The organism is Isoptericola halotolerans (assembly GCF_013149785.1).
Classification (GTDB): Bacteria; Actinomycetota; Actinomycetes; order Actinomycetales; family Cellulomonadaceae; genus Isoptericola; species Isoptericola halotolerans.
This window is the reverse complement of the sequence record NZ_JABEZU010000001.1, coordinates 480,336-498,660: the sequence shown is the minus strand read 5'-3', so window position 1 is coordinate 498,660 and position 18,325 is coordinate 480,336. Positions and strand designations below refer to the sequence as shown.

Genomic DNA, 18,325 nt, shown 5'->3' with positions numbered 1-18,325 from the left:
GGCCCGGACGGGCACGCTCAGCCGGACAACAGGTCCACACCGAGCGCGAGCAGCACGGGCACGAGCCCGACGAGCACGAAGGCCGGCAGGTAGCACGTCCCCAACGGCAGCACGAGACGGACGGCCAGGCGGGCGGCCGCGGTCCGGGCGGCGGCCCGGCGCTCGTGCCGGTGCTCCGCCGCGGCGGCCCGCAGCGCCTCACCGGGAGCCGCGCCGTCCTCCCACGCGCCACGCAGCGCACGACGCAGCACGTCGAGCCGGGGAGGGCAGCCGGGCTCACCGGACGGACCACCACCGTCCTCGCCGGCCGCCGCCCAGGCGGCGTCCCACCCCGCACCGAGCCTCAGCCCGGCGGCGGCCCGAGCCAAGGCCCGTCCGTCCGGCCCTCCGACGGCGGCACCGACGGCGGTCAGCGCCCGAGGCACTCCCGCGCCGGAACGGACGGCCGCCGCCACCAGCTCCAGGAGGCAGGAGACCTCGACGCCCGGTGGTGCGGGCTCGGGCACCGAGGCGGCACCGGACAGGTCCCGGGCCGAGCCGAGCGCGGGCAGTCGGCGGCTCGCGGCACTCTGTGCACAGCGCCACGGCGCGGTGCCGGCGAGCGCGAGCAGGGCGACCACCAGCCCGACCGCCAGGACGCTCATCGAGCCTGTCCCGCCGCGCGAGCCACGTCCACGAGCCGGCGGGTCCACGTGCGCCCGGCCAGGAGCGCCAGCACACCGAGCAGCACGGCGGCCGTGCCGGCCCCTCCGTCGGTCGCGGTCGCGACAGGATCCGCACCGAGGACCGTGCCGAGCACCGCCCCGAGGACGGGCAGCCAGAGCAGGACCCGCGCGGTCGTCTGCGGACCGGCGAGCGACGCCTCCTGCTCGGCGTCCGCCTCCGCCTGCGCGACCAGCGCGTCCCCGACCGCCTCCAGGACCCGGCCGAGGGGTGCGCCCACCTCGCGGGCGAGCCGGGCTGCCGCGATCACTGCCGCTGCCGGACGGGCGCCGCCCACGGCCCGCGCCAGCGCGTCGGCCTCGGGGATGCCCTCGGCGTCGACGGGCACCCCGAGCGCCCGGGACCAGGCCGTGGCCGGCGCGGCACCGGAACGGAGCATCGCCCCGACCTGTGCGACGGCGACGCGGACCTGGTCGGGCCGGGGCTCGCGAGGACGTAGCGCTCGCAGGAACGCCGTCATGCCCCGTCGGCCGGGCCGTCCGCCGTCGGCGGCGAGCGCGCTCGCCCGTCGGCCACCGGGGACGACGACGCACCACACCGCGCAGGACACGGCCAGCACCACCGGCGTCAGCACGTCGACCACCGCTCGAGCAGCAGGTCCCAGCCGTCCGACGTGCGGGGCTGCCCCGAGCCGGGACCGTCCCACGAGGCAACCGGCCGCACCGCCAGGTCGCCCGGGCCGCCCAGACCGACGACGGCGACCTGTGCCAGGTAGCGGGAACCACCACGGCGGCGCAGGTGCAGCACCACGTCGAGCGCAGCGGCCGCCTGCGCGGCGACGGCGGGCCGGGGCATCCCGGCGAGGGCGGCGAGCGCCTCCAGGCGTGCCGGGACGTGCTCGGCCGCGTTGGCGTGCACGGTGGCCATCCCGCCGTCGTGCCCGGTGTTGAGGGCGAGCAGCAGCTCCCGGACCTCGGCGCCGCGGCACTCCCCGAGCACGATCCGGTCGGGGCGCATCCGCAGCGCACCGCGGACGAGATCGGTCAGCGTGACCTCCCCGACGCCCTCGACGTTGGGCCGGCGGGCCGCGAGCGCCACCACGTGCGGGTGGAGGGGTGCGAGCTCGCGGGCCTCCTCGACGGTGAGCAGCCGTTCGTCCGGCGGGACGAGCCCGAGGAGCGCCGCGAGCAGCGTCGTCTTGCCGGTGCCGGTGCCGCCGGTGACGAGCAGGTTGGCGCGATGTCGGACCAGGTCGTGCAGCAGCGGCTCCCAGGCGGTCGGCACCCCGCCGCCGGCGACGAGGGCCGACAGGTCGAGCACGGCCTGACGCAGCACTCGCAACGCGATCACGGCGCCGGCCGGTGCGACGGGTTCGACGGCGGCGTGCAGGCGGGTGCCGTCGGGCAGGCGCGCGTCCACCACCGGGCTGGCGTCGTCGAGCCGGGCTCCCGCGACGGCGGCCATGCGGACCGCGAGCGCCCGGACGGACGCGGCATCGGGCAGCCCGACGTCGCTGCGCCGCAGCCCGTCACCGCGGTCGACCCAGACGTCGTCCGGTCCGTTGACGAGCACGTCCGTGACCCCGGGTTCCTCGAGGAGCGGCTGCAGCGGGCCGGCACCTGACAGCTCCGCGCGGGCTTCGCGGGTGAGGTCGGCCAGCGCCTCGGAACCGAGCACCCGACCGCTGGCACGGAGCGCCTCGGCGACCGCGGCGTCGTCGGGCGGGGTGCCACCGCCGGCGGTGCCGCCGAGCCGGGTCCGCAGCTCGGCCAGGAGCCCGGGGCCGAGGGGTGCGCGGTGGCCGGGCATCAGGGGACCTGCGGCGGTGCTCACGTGCCGGTCCCCGTCGTGGCGACCGGACGGCGGTCGAGCAGCTCCACCAACCGCGCGGCGGTGGTCCCGAGCGGGCTGCGTCGGCCGACGCGCGGCCCGTCTCCACGTTCCACGGCGGCCGCGAGGCGGCCGTCCCAGCCGAGGGTGGCCGCCACGGGCCGCGCGAGGGCCACCTCGAGACCGGCGGTGTCGACGCGACCGGGGGCGGGGCGACGGGGCACGACGTGCACGGGCCCCGCACCGAGCTCGTCGAGGAGTGCCGTGCTCGCGACGGCCCCGGCCACGGAGGGGGCGGTGAGCGGGACCACGAGCACCACCGCGTCGGCGGCCGAGACCAGGGCACGGGTCGCCTCGCGCCACGCGCTCGGACGCGGCACGTCGAGGACCACGGGGTGGCCCGACCGCAGCAGCGCGGTGGTCACGTCGAGGACGACGCCGTGGTCGGGGGCGCGCTGCCCGTCGGCGCTGCGGGTCCCGGACAGCACCGGTACGGCTCCCCAGCGAGGCAGGGCGGCCACCAGGCCGTCGCCGTCGAGCGCCCCTCGGGCGTGGGTGAGGTCGGGCCAGCGGGCACCGCGCACGTCCTCGATCCCGAGCAGCACGTCCAGCCCTCCTCCGGGCACGTCCAGGTCGACCAGGGCCGCGGCACCGGAGCGGCGCCGCAGGGCACGGGCGAGCGCGGCGGCCAGCAGGCTGGTGCCGGCACCACCACGGGCACCGAGGACGGCGACCATCCGGACGGCGCCGGACGGCGTCGTCGTGGGGCGGGGCTCCGGGGCAGGGGGGTGCACCGCTCGGGGTGTCGCCGTCGTGGGGTGGGCTGTGCTCATGGCGCCCGATCCTGGGGTGCGGCGGCCCCACCGCGCGCCGACGGTGGGCGCGGCTGTGCAGCGGCGCCGGTTGGGGGTGGCGTCCTGACGGCGGCGCGTCGGGCCGGCAGTGGTCCCGGCGGGTCCCGATAGGCTTCGTCGGGTGATCTCCTCGTCGTCGGCCACGCCCCCGCCGCGGGAGCGGACGCGGGCCCGGGCCGGGCACCGGGTGGCCGCATTCTTCGACCTCGACAAGACCGTCATCGCGACGAGCTCGACGGCGGCGTTCTCCCGCTCGTTCTTCGCCGGGGGGCTGATCACGCGCGGCGACGTGCTGCGCAGCGCCTACGCCCACTTCCTCTACCTGGCGGGCAGCGCGGACGCCGACCAGACCGAGAGGATGCGACGGCACCTGTCGGAGCTGGCGACCGGCTGGGACGTGGCCACGGTGGAGCAGATCGTGGCCGAGACCCTGCACGAGCACATCGACCCCTACGTCTACGCGGAGGCGGTGGCGCTCATCGAGGAGCACCACGCGCTGGGCCACGACGTGGTCGTGGTCTCGGCGTCGGGCACCGAGCTGGTCGAGCCGATCGCCAGGATGCTCGGTGCGGACCACGTGGTCGCGACCCGGATGGCGGTCGCCGACGGCCGGTTCACGGGGGAGATCGACTTCTACGCCTACGGCGAGAACAAGGCGACGGCGATGTCGGAGCTGGCGGCCGCCCGCGGGTACGACCTGCAGCGCTGCTACGCCTACTCGGACTCGATCACCGACGCGCCGATGCTCGCGACGGTCGGGCACGGGTTCGCCGTGAACCCCGACCGCGCGCTGCGGCGGCTGGCGGCGCAGAACGGGTGGGGCACGCTCACCTTCACGCGCCCGGTCGCGCTGCGGCCCCGGATCCGCCCGACGCCGGTGCTCGCCGTCGTCGGCTCGCTGGCGCTGGCGGGTCTCGCCTGGGCGCTGTGGCGACGCCTGCGGCGCCGGGCCTGAATCTTCACGGACACCTGTTGCGGATCGTGCCGGTCAGGCGTTCCATGGAAGGTGTCAGGAGGGGCCGCGGGACCCACGCACAGACAGTCCACTGAGGACTCGTCGAGCGGGCTGGACCCGGTACGACGACGTGAGGACCACGCGCCTGCTACCCGCGGACCGTCCGGCGAGAGCGGCGCTCGGTGGCACGGTCCCGGGCGCCGCACTCGTGCGCCGGCACCGTGGGCAGACGCCGCTCGCACCACGGAGCGGACCGTTCGGGCGCAGCGCTCTACCGTTCGCCGGACGGCGCCGTCGGCGACCGAACGGTCGGATAAGTGAGTTCCCCTTATTATTGTCGTTCCTGGGCGTGATCTGCGCCAGGACTCGGGTCTACACTCCCCAGAGGCGGCCCCTCGGGGACGCCCACGGACGGAACGCGACGACGCGGAGGAACCAGTGACCGACAGCCAGTCCACCAGCCCGAGCCTGGAGAACCTGCTCCACGAGACACGAGCGTTCCCCCCGAGCCCCGAGTTCGCGGCCCAGGCCAACGCCCAGCCCTCGATGTACGACGAGGCCGCCGCCGACCGTGTCGAGTTCTGGGCCCGCCAGGCCCGCGAGCTGGTCACCTGGAAGACGCCCTTCACCGAGACGCTCGACTGGTCCGGGGCGCCCGTGGCACGGTGGTTCGCCGACGGCACCCTCAACGCCGCCTACAACGCCGTCGACCGGCACGTCGAGGCCGGCCTCGGCGACCGCGTCGCCATCCACTTCGAGGGCGAGCCCGGCGACACCCGGACCGTCACCTACGCGGACCTGCAGCGCGAGGTCTCCCGGGCCGCCAACGCCCTGGCCGCGCTCGGGGTCGAGTCCGGCGACCGCGTCGTCATCTACCTGCCGATGCTCGTCGAGTCGGTCGTGGCGATGCTCGCCTGCGCCCGGCTCGGCGCCGCGCACTCCGTCGTCTTCGGCGGGTTCAGCGCCGACGCCCTGCGCAGCAGGATCTCCGACGCCGGGGCCAAGCTGGTCATCACGGCCGACGGCGGGTACCGCCGCGGTGCGCCCAGCGCCCTCAAGCCCGCCGTGGACGAGGCGCTCGCCCCGAAGGACGGCGCGGAGGCCACCACCGTCGAGCACGTGCTCGTCGTGCGGCGCACCCGGCAGGACGTCGCCTGGACCGAGGGGCGCGACGTGTGGTGGCACGACGCCGTCGAGGCCGCCGACACCTTCCACGAGCCGGCCTGGGTCGACGCCGAGCACCCGCTGTTCATCCTGTACACCTCGGGCACCACCGGGAAGCCGAAGGGCATCCTGCACACCACCGGCGGCTACCTCACCCAGACGGCGTTCACGCACAAGAACGTGTTCGACCTCAAGGCGGAGTCCGACGTCTACTGGTGCACCGCGGACATCGGCTGGGTCACCGGCCACTCGTACATCGTCTACGGCCCGCTGCTCAACGGTGCCACCCAGGTCATCTACGAGGGCACCCCCGACACCCCCCACCGCGGCCGCTGGTGGGAGATCGTGCAGAAGTACGGCGTCTCGATCTTCTACACGGCGCCCACCGCGATCCGCGCCTGCATGAAGTGGGGCGAGGAGATCCCGGCCGAGTTCGACCTGTCCTCGCTGCGCGTGCTGGGTTCCGTGGGCGAGCCCATCAACCCCGAGGCGTGGATGTGGTACCGCCGCGTCATCGGTTCCGACCGCACCCCGATCGTGGACACCTGGTGGCAGACGGAGACCGGCGCCATCATGATCTCGCCGCTGCCCGGCGTCACCGCCGCCAAGCCCGGCTCCGCGCAGGTGCCGCTGCCCGGCATCGCCGCCACCGTCGTCGACGACGAGGCGAACCCGGTCCCGGACGGCGGCGGCGGCTACCTGGTGCTCGCCGAGCCGTGGCCGTCGATGCTGCGCGGCATCTGGGGGGACCTGCAGCGGTTCAAGGACACCTACTGGTCCCGGTTCCCCGGCGTCTACTTCGCGGGCGACGGCGCCAAGAAGGACGACGACGGCGACATCTGGCTGCTGGGGCGCGTCGACGACGTCATGAACGTCTCGGGGCACCGGCTGTCCACCACGGAGATCGAGTCGGCCCTGGTGTCGAACGAGCTCGTGGCGGAGGCCGCCGTCGTCGGCGCCGCGGACGACGTCTCCGGCCAGGCCGTGGTCGCGTTCGTGATCCTGCGCGGCGGGCACGCCGACGAGGCATCCACCGACGAGGGCTCGGCCCGGATCGAGAAGACCCTGCGCGACCACGTCGCCAAGGAGATCGGCCCCATCGCCAAGCCGAAGCGGATCCTCGTGGTCGCCGAGCTGCCCAAGACCCGCTCCGGCAAGATCATGCGTCGCCTGCTGCGCGACGTCGCCGAGAACCGTGAGGTCGGCGACGCCACCACGCTGGCGGACTCGTCGGTCATGGGCCTCATCCAGGCGGGGCTGTCGGGCAGCAGCAACGACTGACCGCTCGTCGCCGCCACCAGCCGACCATGCCCTGACGGCCCGTCCGCACCGCCGGACGGGCCGTCAGGGCATGGTCGGCTGTCGCAAGGGCATGGTCGGCGTGGACAATGGGCGGGTGCGCTTCCCCTTCCCGATCGAGATCGGCCCGCTGAGCCCTGCCGCCCAGGACGCCGTCCGCCGACTCGCCGCGGACGCCGCGGCCCACGACGGGGTGGCTCCCCTGTCGGAGCAGCCGCTCCTGCGCCTCGCCGACGACAGCCACGACCTCACCCACGTGCGGGTGCAGACCAAGTCCGGCGCCACCACCGGCTACCTCCAGGTGGACCGCGGCGGCGACGTCGCGAGCGCCGAGCTGGTCGTCCACCCCGAGCACCGCCGTGCCGGGATCGGCAGCCTGCTGCTCCGCACCGCCGAGCGGGACGCCCGCCTGCCGGGCCGGTCCGGCTCCCCCGGCCAGCGCCGCGTCCCGCTGCGGGTGTGGGCCCACGGCGACCTGCCCGCAGCACGCGATCTCGCCGCGGCCAGGGGCTACGGACGCGTCCGCGAGCTGCTCCTGCTCGCCCGACCGCTCGATCGACAGCTCGACCAGGCGCCGACCGCGCCCGCGCCACCGTCCGGCTACCGGATCCGCGCCTTCCGACCCGGTGCCGACGACGAGGCCTGGGTCGCGCTCAACGCGCAGGCCTTCGCCGACCACCCCGAGCAGGGGCGTCTGACCGTCCGCGACCTGCACGCCCGGGTCGCGGAGGACTGGTTCGACCCCGAGGGTTTCCTCCTGCTCGAGGGACCGGACGGCCGCCTCGTCGGTTCGGTGTGGACCAAGGTCGCCACCGGCCAGCCCGACGCCACGCGCGACGGCGAGATCTACGCCGTGGGCGTGGACCCGGCCCTCCAGGGCCACGGCCTCGGCGCGCTGCTCACCGACGCAGGGCTCCACCACCTCGCGGCCGTCGGCTGCACTCGGGCCGTGCTCTACGTCGACGGCGACAACGCCGCCGCCGTGGCGACCTACCGTCGCGCCGGCTTCGACCGCGCTGCGATCGACGTCCAGTACGCACCGACCCTCACTCCCTGAGGCACGACCACCGATCGCCCAACCCGTACACGTCACCCACCGTTCATGATTCGGTGCCAACATGGGCACATGACTGCGTCCAGCCCGCTCCCCTCCCGGCGGCGAGACTCCCGCGGGCGGTTCGTCGCCGCGGCGGACGTCGCCACCTCCGAGACCCGAACGACCGCAAAGGCAGGGCCCCGTCGCATGGACCCCCAGCTCGCCGCCCACATCGCCGAGCACATCGCCGAGGACGCCGACGACGTCACGCACCATCTCGACGTCGTCCCCCCGGAGGAGATCGCGCTGCCCGACGACCGGTTCGCGGACCGCGAGCTGAGCTGGCTCGCGTTCAACGAGCGTGTGCTGGAGCTGGCCGAGGACGCGTCCCTGCCGCTGCTGGAACGCGTCCGGTACCTGGCGATCTTCGCCTCGAACCTCGACGAGTTCTTCATGGTCCGGGTCGCCGGTCTGAAGCGGCGCATCGCCACCGGGATCGCCGTCACCGCGGCGTCCGGGCTGAACCCGCGCGAGGTCCTCGAGGGCATCGGCGCCGGCGCGCACCGGCTCATGGAGCGCCATGCCGCCGTCTTCCGCACCGACGTCCAGCCGGCACTGGCGGACGAGGGCATCACGATCGTGCACTGGGACGAGCTGCTCGACAAGGAGCAGCAGCGGCTGCACAAGTTCTTCCGCAAGCACATCTTCCCCGTGCTCACCCCCCTCGCCGTCGACCCGGCGCACCCCTTCCCCTACATCTCGGGGCTGTCGCTCAACCTCGCCGTGGTGGTGGTCAACCCCCTGACCGGCAAGGAGCACTTCGCCCGGGTCAAGGTGCCACCGCTGCTGCCGCGGTTCATCGCCGTCGACGACCGGGGGCGACCCAGCGCTCCGACGCCGACCCAGGCGGGGGGCACGCAGAAGTCGTTCGTCCCTCTGGAAGAGGTCATCGCCCAGCACCTGGACCACCTGTTCCCCGGCATGGAGGTGCGCGAGCACCACACCTTCCGCGTCACCCGCAACGAGGACGTGGAGGTCGAGGAGGACGACGCCGAGAACCTCCTGCAGGCCATGGAGAAGGAGCTGCTGCGACGCCGGTTCGGCCCGCCGGTCCGCCTGGAGCTGGCCGAGGGCATCTCCCCGCGGATCCGTGAGCTGCTGGTCCGTGAGCTCGGCGTCGTCGAGGAGGAGGTCTACGAGCTGCACGGGCCGTTGGACCTCACCGGCCTGAACGTCATCGCGGACATCGACCGGGCCGAGCTGCACTTCCCCCCGTTCATCCCGACCACCCACCGCCAGCTCGCGGAGGTCGAGTCCGCCATGCCGGGCAACGTCTTCACGGCGATCCGGGAACGGGACGTCCTGCTGCACCACCCGTACGACTCCTTCTCGACGTCGGTGCAGACCTTCCTCGAGCAGGCGGCCGCCGACCCCAAGGTGCTGGCCATCAAGCAGACCCTCTACCGGACCTCGGGCGACTCCCCGATCGTGGACGCGCTCATCGACGCCGCGGAGGCCGGCAAGCAGGTGCTGGCGCTGGTGGAGATCAAGGCGCGGTTCGACGAGCAGGCCAACATCTCCTGGGCCCGCAAGCTGGAGCAGGCGGGCGTGCACGTCGTCTACGGCATCGTGGGTCTCAAGACCCACTGCAAGCTGTCCCTCGTCGTGCGGCAGGAGTCGGACGGGCTGCGTCGCTACTGCCACGTCGGCACCGGGAACTACCACCCGAAGACAGCCCGGCTCTACACCGACCACGGGCTGCTCACGTGCGACCCGGACGTCGGCCAGGACCTCACCCGCCTGTTCAACCAGCTCTCCGGGTACGCACCGCGCTCGAAGTTCCACCGCCTGCTGGTCGCTCCACGGACCGTCCGCACCGGCCTGATCGAACGCATCGACCGGGAGGCCGCCGCCGCCCGTGCCGGCCACGACGCCTGGGTGAAGATCAAGGTGAACTCCGCGGTCGACGAGGCGACGATCGACGCGCTGTACCGCGCCTCGCAGGCCGGGGCGAAGGTCGACCTGGTGGTGCGCGGCATCTGCGCCGTGCGCCCGGGCGTCCCCGGGCTGAGCGAGAACATCCGGGTGCGGTCCATCCTCGGCCGCTTCCTCGAGCACTCACGGATCTTCGCCTTCGCGAACTCCGCGGGCCCGGCCATCGGGGAGGGCCCCGAGACGGGTCCCGAGGTCTTCATCGGTTCCGCCGACCTCATGCACCGCAACCTGGACCGCCGCGTCGAGGCGCTGGTGCGCATCAGCGACGAGAACCAGGTGCTGGAGCTCCTGGAGCTGATGAACGAGTCGATGTCCGACGACACCGCCTCGTGGCACCTGCAGCCCGACGGGTCGTGGACCCGTGCCGCCGGTCCGGAGGGCGAGCCGCTGGCGGACCTGCAGACCCGGCTGGTCCGGCGTCACCGCCGCCGACCCAGCATGACCCGCTGACGGAGCGCGATGACCTCCGCCGCGCAATCGCCGCGTCCGCTGCGCACCGCGACGCCCTTCGTCGACCCGCTCGGCGCCACCTCGGTCCAGCACGCGCCCGTCATCGAGACGGCGGGCGCGCTCGTGTGGCGGCTGCGGCACAAGAAGCTGCAGGTCCAGCTCGTGCACCGGCCCCGCTACGACGACTGGTCGTGGCCCAAGGGGAAGCACGAGGAGGGCGAGTCCCTGGCGACGACGGCGGTGCGTGAGGTCACCGAGGAGACCGGGCGCCCCGTCGTGCTCGGCCTGCCGCTGCCGGGGCTGCAGTACCTCACCCCGGAAGGTCGCGTGAAGCGGGTCCACTACTGGGCGGCACGACGCGCCTCGCCGAAGGACGACGCCCACCCGCTCGCGGCCCGGGCGCCGGTGGCCCCGGTGGACAAGCACGAGATCGACCGGTGCGAGTGGGTGGACGCCGACGTCGCCGCCGAGCAGATCACGCGGGCGACCGACCGCGGGCCCCTGGACGCTCTCGTCGAGGCCGCGCGGGACGGGCACCTCGCGACCCACGCCGTCGTGATCGTCCGTCATGGCCGGGCCCTGTCCCGGGCGTCCTGGTACGGCCAGGAGCAGGAGCGGCCGCTGACACCGATCGGCCACGCCCAGGCGGTGGCGCTGGTGCCGGTCCTCGCGGCCTACGGTGTCGACTCGGTGGTGTCCAGCCGGTGGGAGCGGTGCGCGACGACGATCGACCCGTACGTGCGGGCGTCGGGCGTCCGGCCCCAGTACAGCGACAACCTCGGCGAGGCGCAGCACGAGCGGTCGCCGGCACGCGTCGCGGCGGCCGTGCGCGACCTGCTCGAGTCCGGGCGGTCGTCGGTGCTGTGCACGCACCGACCCGTCCTGCCGACCGTCCTGGACGTGCTCGGGCAGCACTCGCGCCGTGCGGTGGCCAACGCGCTGCCACGCCGGGACCCGTACCTGGAGCCGGGCGAGGCGCTCGTGGCGCACGTCGCCACGACGGCCAAGGGGCCGCGCGTCATCGCGGCCGAGAGGGTTGCCCCGCCGGTCTTCTGAGCCCGCCGGTCGGGCGACCCTCGCGCAGCACGGTGTGCACGAGCGGTACGCCGGGCCGGTAGGCGAGGTGGACGAAGGTCGGAGCGTCGAGCACCACGAGGTCGGCGCGCGCGCCGACGCGCAGGGAGCCGACGTCGGCTCGCCGCAACGCGGCAGCACCGCCCGCCGTCGCCGACCACAGCGCCTGCTCCGGTGTCATGCGCAGCTCCCGCACCGCGAGCGCCACGACCAGCGGCATCGACGACGAGCCGCAGGTGCCGGGGTTGCAGTCGGTGGCCAGCGCGACCGTGACCCCGGCGTCGAGGAGGCGGCGCGCGTCCGGGTACGGCGACCGGGTGGAGAACTCGACGGCGGGCAGCAGGGTGGCGACGGTGCCCGACGCCGCGAGGGCGGCCACGTCGTCGTCGGACAGGTACGTGCAGTGGTCCACGCTGGCGGCACCGTGCTCGACGGCCAGGCGCACACCTGGGCCGTGGCCGAGCTGGTTGCCGTGCACGCGCACCAGGAGCCCGGCGCGCCGCCCGGCCTGCAGCACCTCGCGCGCCTCGTCGGCGTCGAAAGCCGTGGGCGCGGCCGGTTCGCAGAAGACGTCCACCCACCGGGCGTGCGGGGCGCAGGCCGCGAGCATCGGCCCGGTGACCAGGTCCAGGTAGGCGCGGCGGTCGTGCGCGTACTCGGCCGGCACCGTGTGCGCGCCGAGGAACGTGGTCTCCTCGGTGAGCTCACGGGCGATGCGCAGCGTCCGGACCTCCGTCGCGACGTCCTGGCCGTACCCGCTCTTGATCTCGACGGTCGTGGTCCCCTGCCCGAGCATCTCCTCCACCAGGCACCGTGCCCGACGGCGGAGCTCACCGTCCGAGGCGGCGCGCGTCGCCGCGACGGTCGTCGCGATCCCCCCGCCGGTGTACGGCGTACCGGCCATCCGGGCGGTGAACTCGGCCGACCGGTCGCCGGCGAACACGGCGTGCGAGTGCGAGTCGACGAACCCGGGCAGCACGCACCGGCCGTCGGCGTCCAGCCGGTCGTCGGCGGACGGTGCCTGCGAGGCCGGGCCGACCCACGCCACGTGGCGGTCGGCCACGACGACGGCGGCGTCGTGCAGCACTCCCAGCGGCCCGCCGTGGGCCGGGTCGTTCGTCACCAGCTCGCCGATGCCGGTGATCACCAGGCTGCGATCGTCGGTCGTCATGACGCCTGCTCCACCCGGGACCACACCTCGGCGACCACCGAGCGCAGCGCGGCTGCGACCTCGACATCGACGTGCCGTCCGTCGCGCACGAGCGTCCGGCCGTCCCGGACCACGGTACGCACGTCGTGAGCGCCGGCCACCAGGACGACCTGTGCCGGGTCGGCCCCGGCCGTCGAGGCTCCGTCGGTGGAGACGGCGACGAGGTCGGCGCGGGCTCCCACCTCGAGGAGCCCGACGTCGTCCCAGCCGAGCGCCCGGTGGCCCGCCGCCGTCACCGCCGTCACCAGGTCGGCGGGAGCGAGCACACCGCGCCGCCCGCTGCCGAGGCGAGCGTGCTCCTCGAGCCCGCGCGCCTCGGCGAGCAGGTCGGTGGTCACGTGCTGGTCGGAGCCGACGCACAGCGGCACCCCGGCCGCGGCGAACCGAGCCACCGGGGCGAGGCCGTCCGCGAGGTCGCGCTCCGTCGCCGGGCACACGCACACCGCCGTGCCGGTGGTCGCGAGACGTGCGATCTCGTCGGCGTCCAGGTGCACGGCGTGCACAGCTGTGGTGTGCGGCCCGAGGGCACCGGCCTCGTCGAGGATCCGCGTCGGGCTCGCACCCAGCGCCGCGAGGGCGGCCTCGTTCTCGGCCCGCTGCTCGGACAGGTGCACGTGCAGCGGGGCGTCGTGCTCGCGCACCCAGGACGCGACCGCCGCGATCTCGTCGGGGGCCACCGCCCGCACGGAGTGCACGGCGGCGCCGACCCGCACGTCCTGCGCCCCCCGCCACGCCGCGTGCAGGGCGTCCACCCGCGAGCGCCAGGTATCGAGGTCGCCGTCACCGAGACACCGCTGAGCGGGCGCACGGGGCTGGTACCCGTCGGCGTCGAGCCCGCCGTGCAGGTAGCAGGTGTCCAGCAGCGTGAGGCGCACCCCGGCCCGCGCCGCGGCACGGCGCAGCGCCTGCGCCATCGCGAGCGGGTCGCCGTCGCGTCCGCCGTCGAGCACGTGGTGCAGGTAGTGGAACTCCCCCACCGACGTCACGCCGGCGAGCGCCATCTCGGCGTACGTCGCCGCAGCGAGCCGTTCGACGAGGTCCGGGGTGAGGACGTCGGCGACGGCGTACATGCGCTCCCGCCACGTCCAGAACGACCCGCCGTCGTCGTGCGTGCGGCCGCGCAGCGCCCGGTGGAAGGCGTGCGAGTGCGCGTTCGCGAGACCGGGCAGCACGACGCCGTCCAGGATCGTGTCCCCGGCGCTCGGTGTCGCACCGGCCGTGACCGCCGTGAACCGTCCGTCGCGGACGTCGACGCGCACGCCGTCGGCGAGCCCGCCGGGCAGCCAGGCGTGCTCGCACCAGAACGTCATGGCGCCTCCCCGAGCAGCAGGTCGGCCAGTACCCGCGTCAGCGCGACGACACCGGCCTCGCAGTCCGCGTCCTCGGCGTGCTCGGCCGGGGTGTGCGACGCCCCGGTGGGGTTGCGCACGAACAGCATGGCGGTGGGCACGCCTGCGGCGGCCAGGATGCCGGCGTCGTGCCCGGCACCCGTCCCGACCACGGGTGCCGGGTCACCGGAACGCGGGCGGCCGACGACGGCGGCGAGACGCGCCGCGAGCTCCGGGTCGAACACGGTGGCGGGCGTCCACGACTCCTCGACGGGGGTGTGACCGGCCAGGTCGGCGAGGACGGCGCGCACCGCACCCTCCTGCGGGGCGCGCGCATCGATCCACGCCCGCACGCGCGACGGGATGGCGTTGACCCCGTTGGGTTCGACGGCGACCTTGGCGACGGTGGCCAGGGCCCCGGCGGACGTGGCCGCGGCACGCACGTCCTGGACGACGCCGGCCAGGTCCAGCATCGGGTCGTGGCGGTGCGCGAGCGGGGTGGTGCCGGCGTGGTTCGCCTCGCCGTGCAGGTCGACGCGCCAGCGGCCGTGCGGCCAGATGGTGCTCGCCACCGCGACGGGCGCCTCGTCGGTGCCGGTGAGATCTGCCAGGTACCGGCCCTGCTCCACGTGCAGCTCGACGAACACGCCGATGCGGGCCAGCGCCTCGTCGTCACGGCCGTAGCGGGCCAGGTCGACGCCGGCGCCCGCCAGGACGTCGCCGAACGTCTCGCCGTCGTCGTCGCGCAGCCCGAGCAGCCGCCCGGCTGCCACCGTGCCGGTCACCGCCCGCGACCCGAGGCAGGCGAGGCCGAAGCGAGCGCCCTCCTCGTCGGAGAAGCTCACGATGCCGAGCGGGCGGGACGGCTGCACGCCGTGCGCACGCAGGGCATCGATCGCGCAGAAGGCGGAGGCGACGCCGAGCGGCCCGTCGAACGCTCCGCCGCCCGGTACGGAGTCGAGGTGGCTGCCGGTGACGACGCCGGGGCCGTCCGCGTCCGGGTCCCCCCACCAGGCCCACTGGTTCCCCGCCCGGTCGACGACGACGTCCAGCCCGCGCGCGGCCGCCTCGGCGGCGAACCACTCGCGCAGCTCCAGGTCGGGCGTGGTCCACGCGAACCTGGCGTATCCGCCCGCGGTGGCCCGTCCGACGTCGGCGACGTCCTTCAGCAGACCGGTGACGCAGCTCATGGGCGATCCTCCGTCATCGGCCGGGTGAGTCCGCCCCGCTCCGCGGCCGCGACGGCGTCGGGATACCCGGCGTCGGCGTGCCGCAGGACACCCGTCGCCGGGTCGTTGGACAGCACGCGCTCGAGCTTGCGGGCCGCGAGCTCGGTGCCGTCGGCGACGGTGACCTGCCCGGCGTGGATCGACCGGCCCATGCCGACGCCGCCACCGTGGTGCAGGGACACCCAGGTGGCGCCCGAGGCGGTGTTGACCAGCGCGTTGAGCAGGGGCCAGTCGGCGATCGCGTCGGAACCGTCGGCCATCGCCTCCGTCTCGCGATACGGGGACGCCACCGACCCGGAGTCGAGGTGGTCACGGCCGATGACGATCGGCGCGCTGATCTCGCCGGAGGCGACCAGCTCGTTGAAGCGCAGGCCGGCCCGGTCGCGCTCCCCGTGGCCGAGCCAGCAGATGCGTGCGGGCAGGCCCTGGAAGGCGACCTTGTCCTGGGCAGCCCGGATCCATCGGTGCAGGTGGTCGTCGTCGAACAGGTCGAGCACCGCGGCGTCGGTGACGGCGATGTCCCGCGGGTCGCCCGAGAGCGCGGCCCAGCGGAACGGTCCCTTGCCCTGGGCGAACAGCGGGCGGATGTAGGCCGGCACGAACCCCGGGATGTCGAACGCCCGCCCGTAGCCGCCGAGCCGCGCCTCGTCGCGGATCGAGTTGCCGTAGTCGAAGACCTCCGCGCCGGCGTCGAGGTATCCGACCATCGCCTCGACGTGCCGCGCCATGGACTCGCGGGCCCGGTCGGTGAGCTCCTCGGGCTTCGTGGCGGCGTACTCGTGCCAGTCCGCCAGGTCCACCCCGAGGGGCAGGTAGGACAACGGGTCGTGGGCGGAGGTCTGGTCGGTGACCACGTCGGCCTCGACGCCGCGGCGCAGCAGGAGGGGCAGCACCTCGGCGCTGTTGCCGACCAGTCCTACGGACAGCGGCCGTGCGGCGGCCTTGGCGGCGAGCGCCTGCCGCACGGCGTCGTCGAGCGAGTCCGCGACGACGTCGAGGTAGCGTTCGCGCACGCGCCGCTCCAGCCGCGAGCGGTCGACGTCGACCACGAGGCACACCCCGCCGTTGAGCGTGACGGCGAGCGGCTGGGCACCGCCCATGCCCCCGCACCCGCCGGTGACGGTCAGCGTGCCGGCGAGCGTGCCGCCGACCCGCTGGGCGGCCACCGCGGCGAGCGTCTCGTACGTGCCCTGCAGGATCCCCTGCGCACCGATGTAGATCCACGAACCGGCGGTCATCTGCCCGTACATCGTCAGCCCGAGCTGTTCCAGACGGCGGAACTCGAGCCAGGTGGCCCAGTCGCCCACGAGGTGGGAGTTCGCGAGAAGGACCCGGGGGGCCCACTCGTGGGTGCGCAGCACGCCGACCGGTTTGCCGGACTGCACGAGCAGGGTCTCGTCGTCGCGCAGGTCCGTGAGCGTGCGCACGATGGCGTGATAGCTGGGCCAGTCGCGCACCGCGCGGCCGGTGCCGCCGTAGACGACGAGGTCGTCAGGCCGCTCGGCGACCTCGGGGTCGAGGTTGTTCATGAGCATGCGCAGCGGCGCCTCGGTCTGCCAGCTGCGTGCGGTGAGCGTCGTGCCGCGGGGGGCCCGCACCGGGACGGGGGTCCCGCGGTCGTAGGTGGTCATCGCTGGACTCCTCGGGTGGTGGTGGTCAGCCGATCTCGCCGACCGCGGCCGCGGCGGCGTCGACGACGGCGCCGTCGGTGACGAGGCGGACGACGGCCTCGATCTCGGGGGCCAGGTACCGGTCGGGGCCCGGCCCGGCGACGTGCGAGCGCACCAGGTCACGCACCGCGGCGGTCCCCGCGGCCGGCACCGTCTCGGTGCCGCGCAGGTCGAGGGCACGGGTGGCGGTGAGGATCTCGATCGCCAGCACGCGCCCCAGGCCGTCGACGCCGCGACGCAGCTTGCGGGCCGCCGCCCAGCCCATCGAGACGTGGTCCTCCTGCATGGCCGACGACGGGATCGAGTCGACGCTCGCCGGTGCAGCGAGCCGCTTGAGCTCCGAGACGATGCCCGCCGCGGTGTACTGGGCGATCATGTGCCCGGAGTCCACCCCGGGGTCGTCGGCGAGGAACGGCGGCAGCCCTTCGTTGCGGGCGACGTCGAGGAACCGGTCGGTCCGTCGCTCGGAGATGCCGGCGACGTCGGCCACGGCGATGGCCAGGAAGTCCAGGGCGTAGGCGACCGGTGCCCCGTGGAAGTTCCCGTTGGACTCGACGCGCCCGTCGACCGTGACCACCGGGTTGTCGATCGCGGCGGCGAGCTCCCGCGCCGCGACGGCGGCGGCGTGGTCGACGGTGTCGCGGGCGGCGCCGTGCACCTGCGGGGCGCAGCGCAGCGAGTACGCGTCCTGCACGCGGGTGCACACCGGGGTGCCGTCGTCGTGCACTGCGCGGTGACTGGCCATGAGCGGCGAGCCGGCCACCATCCGGCGCAGGTTCGCCGCGGAGACGCCCTGGCCGGGGTGCGGTCGCAGGGCGACGAGGTCGGCGGCGAAGGGCGCGTCCGACCCGAGCAGGGCCTCGACGCTGAGCGCCGCCGCGACGTCGGCCGCGGCCATCAGCCGGCGCAGGTCGTGCAGTGCCAGGCAGAGCTGGCCGAGCATGCCGTCGGTGCCGTTGATGAGGGCGAGGCCCTCCTTCTCGGCGAGCACCAGCGGGTCGATCCCTGCCTCGGCGAGCGCCGCACCGGCCGGGCGCAGCGCGCCGTCGGCGTCGCGCACCTGACCCTCGCCGAGCGCCGCGAGCGCGACGTGCGCCAGCGGCGCGAGGTCGCCCGAGCAGCCGAGGGAGCCGTACTCGTGCACCACGGGCGTCAGGCGGGCGTCGAGCATCGCGGCGTAGGTCTCGGCGACGACGGGGCGGGCACCGGTGCGACCAGTGGCCAGGGTGGCCAGGCGCAGGAGCTGCAGGGCGCGGACGACCTCCGTCTCGACCTCCGGGCCGGAACCGGCAGCGTGCGAACGCACGAGGCTGAGCTGGAGCTGGGCGCGCCGCTCGGTGGGGATGTGACGACGTGCCAGGGCACCGAACCCGGTCGAGACGCCGTAGTGCGGGCGGGTGTCGTCAGCGAGGTCCTCGATGACGGCGCGAGTGGCGGCCATCGACTCCCGGACCTGCTCGGACACGGTGACGGAGGCACCGTGGCGGGCGACGGCCACGACCTGCTCGACGGTCAGCACGGTGCCGTCCAGCACCACGGCGGGGATGCGGCTCATCTCCTCATCGCAC

The 18,325-nt window shown here is 74.8% G+C and carries 14 protein-coding genes; 5 read left to right on the top strand and 9 right to left on the bottom strand.

Annotated elements, in window-relative coordinates; genetic code table 11:
- Positions 1 to 17: 17 nt before the first annotated feature.
- From HDG69_RS02470 to HDG69_RS02455, 4 genes are read right to left on the bottom strand one after another with little or no spacing between them, the layout of a single operon-like run.
- A complete protein-coding gene (locus HDG69_RS02470; protein WP_246255956.1) occupies positions 18 to 644 on the bottom strand; it encodes a type II secretion system F family protein in 627 nt (208 codons plus the stop codon).
- Positions 641 to 1,306, bottom strand: a complete 666-nt coding sequence (locus HDG69_RS02465; RefSeq protein WP_343036217.1) for a hypothetical protein — start codon at positions 1,304 to 1,306, stop codon at positions 641 to 643. Before HDG69_RS02465 ends, HDG69_RS02470 begins: the two co-directional genes overlap by 4 nt.
- Positions 1,291 to 2,472: a TadA family conjugal transfer-associated ATPase gene (locus tag HDG69_RS02460; RefSeq protein ID WP_171783131.1), complete on the bottom strand. Its 1,182-nt coding sequence runs from the start codon at positions 2,470 to 2,472 to the stop codon at positions 1,291 to 1,293. Before HDG69_RS02460 ends, HDG69_RS02465 begins: the two co-directional genes overlap by 16 nt.
- 20 nt (positions 2,473 to 2,492) lie before the next feature.
- Positions 2,493 to 3,326, bottom strand: coding sequence for a CpaE-like family protein (locus tag HDG69_RS02455; protein WP_246255953.1), 834 nt, complete (start codon positions 3,324 to 3,326; stop codon positions 2,493 to 2,495).
- 145 nt (positions 3,327 to 3,471) lie between these two features.
- Between HDG69_RS02455 and HDG69_RS02450 the strand changes: the two genes are divergently transcribed.
- From HDG69_RS02450 to HDG69_RS02430, 5 genes are all read left to right on the top strand, one after another.
- A complete protein-coding gene (locus HDG69_RS02450; protein ID WP_171783129.1) occupies positions 3,472 to 4,302 on the top strand; it encodes an HAD-IB family hydrolase in 831 nt (276 codons plus the stop codon).
- Positions 4,303 to 4,740: 438 nt separating this feature from the next.
- Positions 4,741 to 6,747, top strand: a complete 2,007-nt coding sequence (gene acs / locus HDG69_RS02445) for an acetate--CoA ligase (protein ID WP_171782190.1) — start codon at positions 4,741 to 4,743, stop codon at positions 6,745 to 6,747.
- A gap of 115 nt (positions 6,748 to 6,862) precedes the next feature.
- Positions 6,863 to 7,822 carry a mycothiol synthase gene (gene mshD / locus HDG69_RS02440; RefSeq protein WP_343036215.1) on the top strand — a complete coding sequence of 320 codons (960 nt, stop codon included), beginning with the start codon at positions 6,863 to 6,865 and terminating at the stop codon, positions 7,820 to 7,822.
- Between the two features lie 186 nt (positions 7,823 to 8,008).
- Entirely contained in the window at positions 8,009 to 10,246 is a 2,238-nt protein-coding gene (locus HDG69_RS02435; protein ID WP_171782189.1) for an RNA degradosome polyphosphate kinase, read from the top strand.
- A 9-nt stretch (positions 10,247 to 10,255) separates the two neighbouring features.
- On the top strand, positions 10,256 to 11,302 hold the full coding sequence (locus tag HDG69_RS02430; RefSeq protein WP_171782188.1) for an NUDIX hydrolase: 1,047 nt from the start codon (positions 10,256 to 10,258) through the stop codon (positions 11,300 to 11,302).
- Here HDG69_RS02430 and hutI read toward each other — a convergent pair.
- From hutI to hutH, 5 genes are read right to left on the bottom strand one after another with little or no spacing between them, the layout of a single operon-like run.
- Positions 11,265 to 12,491 carry an imidazolonepropionase gene (gene hutI, locus HDG69_RS02425; RefSeq protein ID WP_171782187.1) on the bottom strand — a complete coding sequence of 409 codons (1,227 nt, stop codon included), beginning with the start codon at positions 12,489 to 12,491 and terminating at the stop codon, positions 11,265 to 11,267. The genes HDG69_RS02430 and hutI overlap by 38 nt on opposite strands.
- Positions 12,488 to 13,840: a formimidoylglutamate deiminase gene (locus HDG69_RS02420; protein WP_171782186.1), complete on the bottom strand. Its 1,353-nt coding sequence runs from the start codon at positions 13,838 to 13,840 to the stop codon at positions 12,488 to 12,490. The genes hutI and HDG69_RS02420 overlap by 4 nt, the downstream gene beginning before the upstream one ends.
- Positions 13,837 to 15,048, bottom strand: coding sequence for an allantoate amidohydrolase (locus HDG69_RS02415; protein ID WP_171782185.1), 1,212 nt, complete (start codon positions 15,046 to 15,048; stop codon positions 13,837 to 13,839). Before HDG69_RS02415 ends, HDG69_RS02420 begins: the two co-directional genes overlap by 4 nt.
- Entirely contained in the window at positions 15,045 to 16,718 is a 1,674-nt protein-coding gene (gene hutU, locus HDG69_RS02410; protein WP_171782184.1) for a urocanate hydratase, read from the bottom strand. The genes HDG69_RS02415 and hutU overlap by 4 nt, the downstream gene beginning before the upstream one ends.
- A gap of 25 nt (positions 16,719 to 16,743) precedes the next feature.
- Positions 16,744 to 18,312, bottom strand: a complete 1,569-nt coding sequence (hutH, locus tag HDG69_RS02405; RefSeq protein WP_171782183.1) for a histidine ammonia-lyase — start codon at positions 18,310 to 18,312, stop codon at positions 16,744 to 16,746.
- Positions 18,313 to 18,325 lie beyond the last annotated feature (13 nt).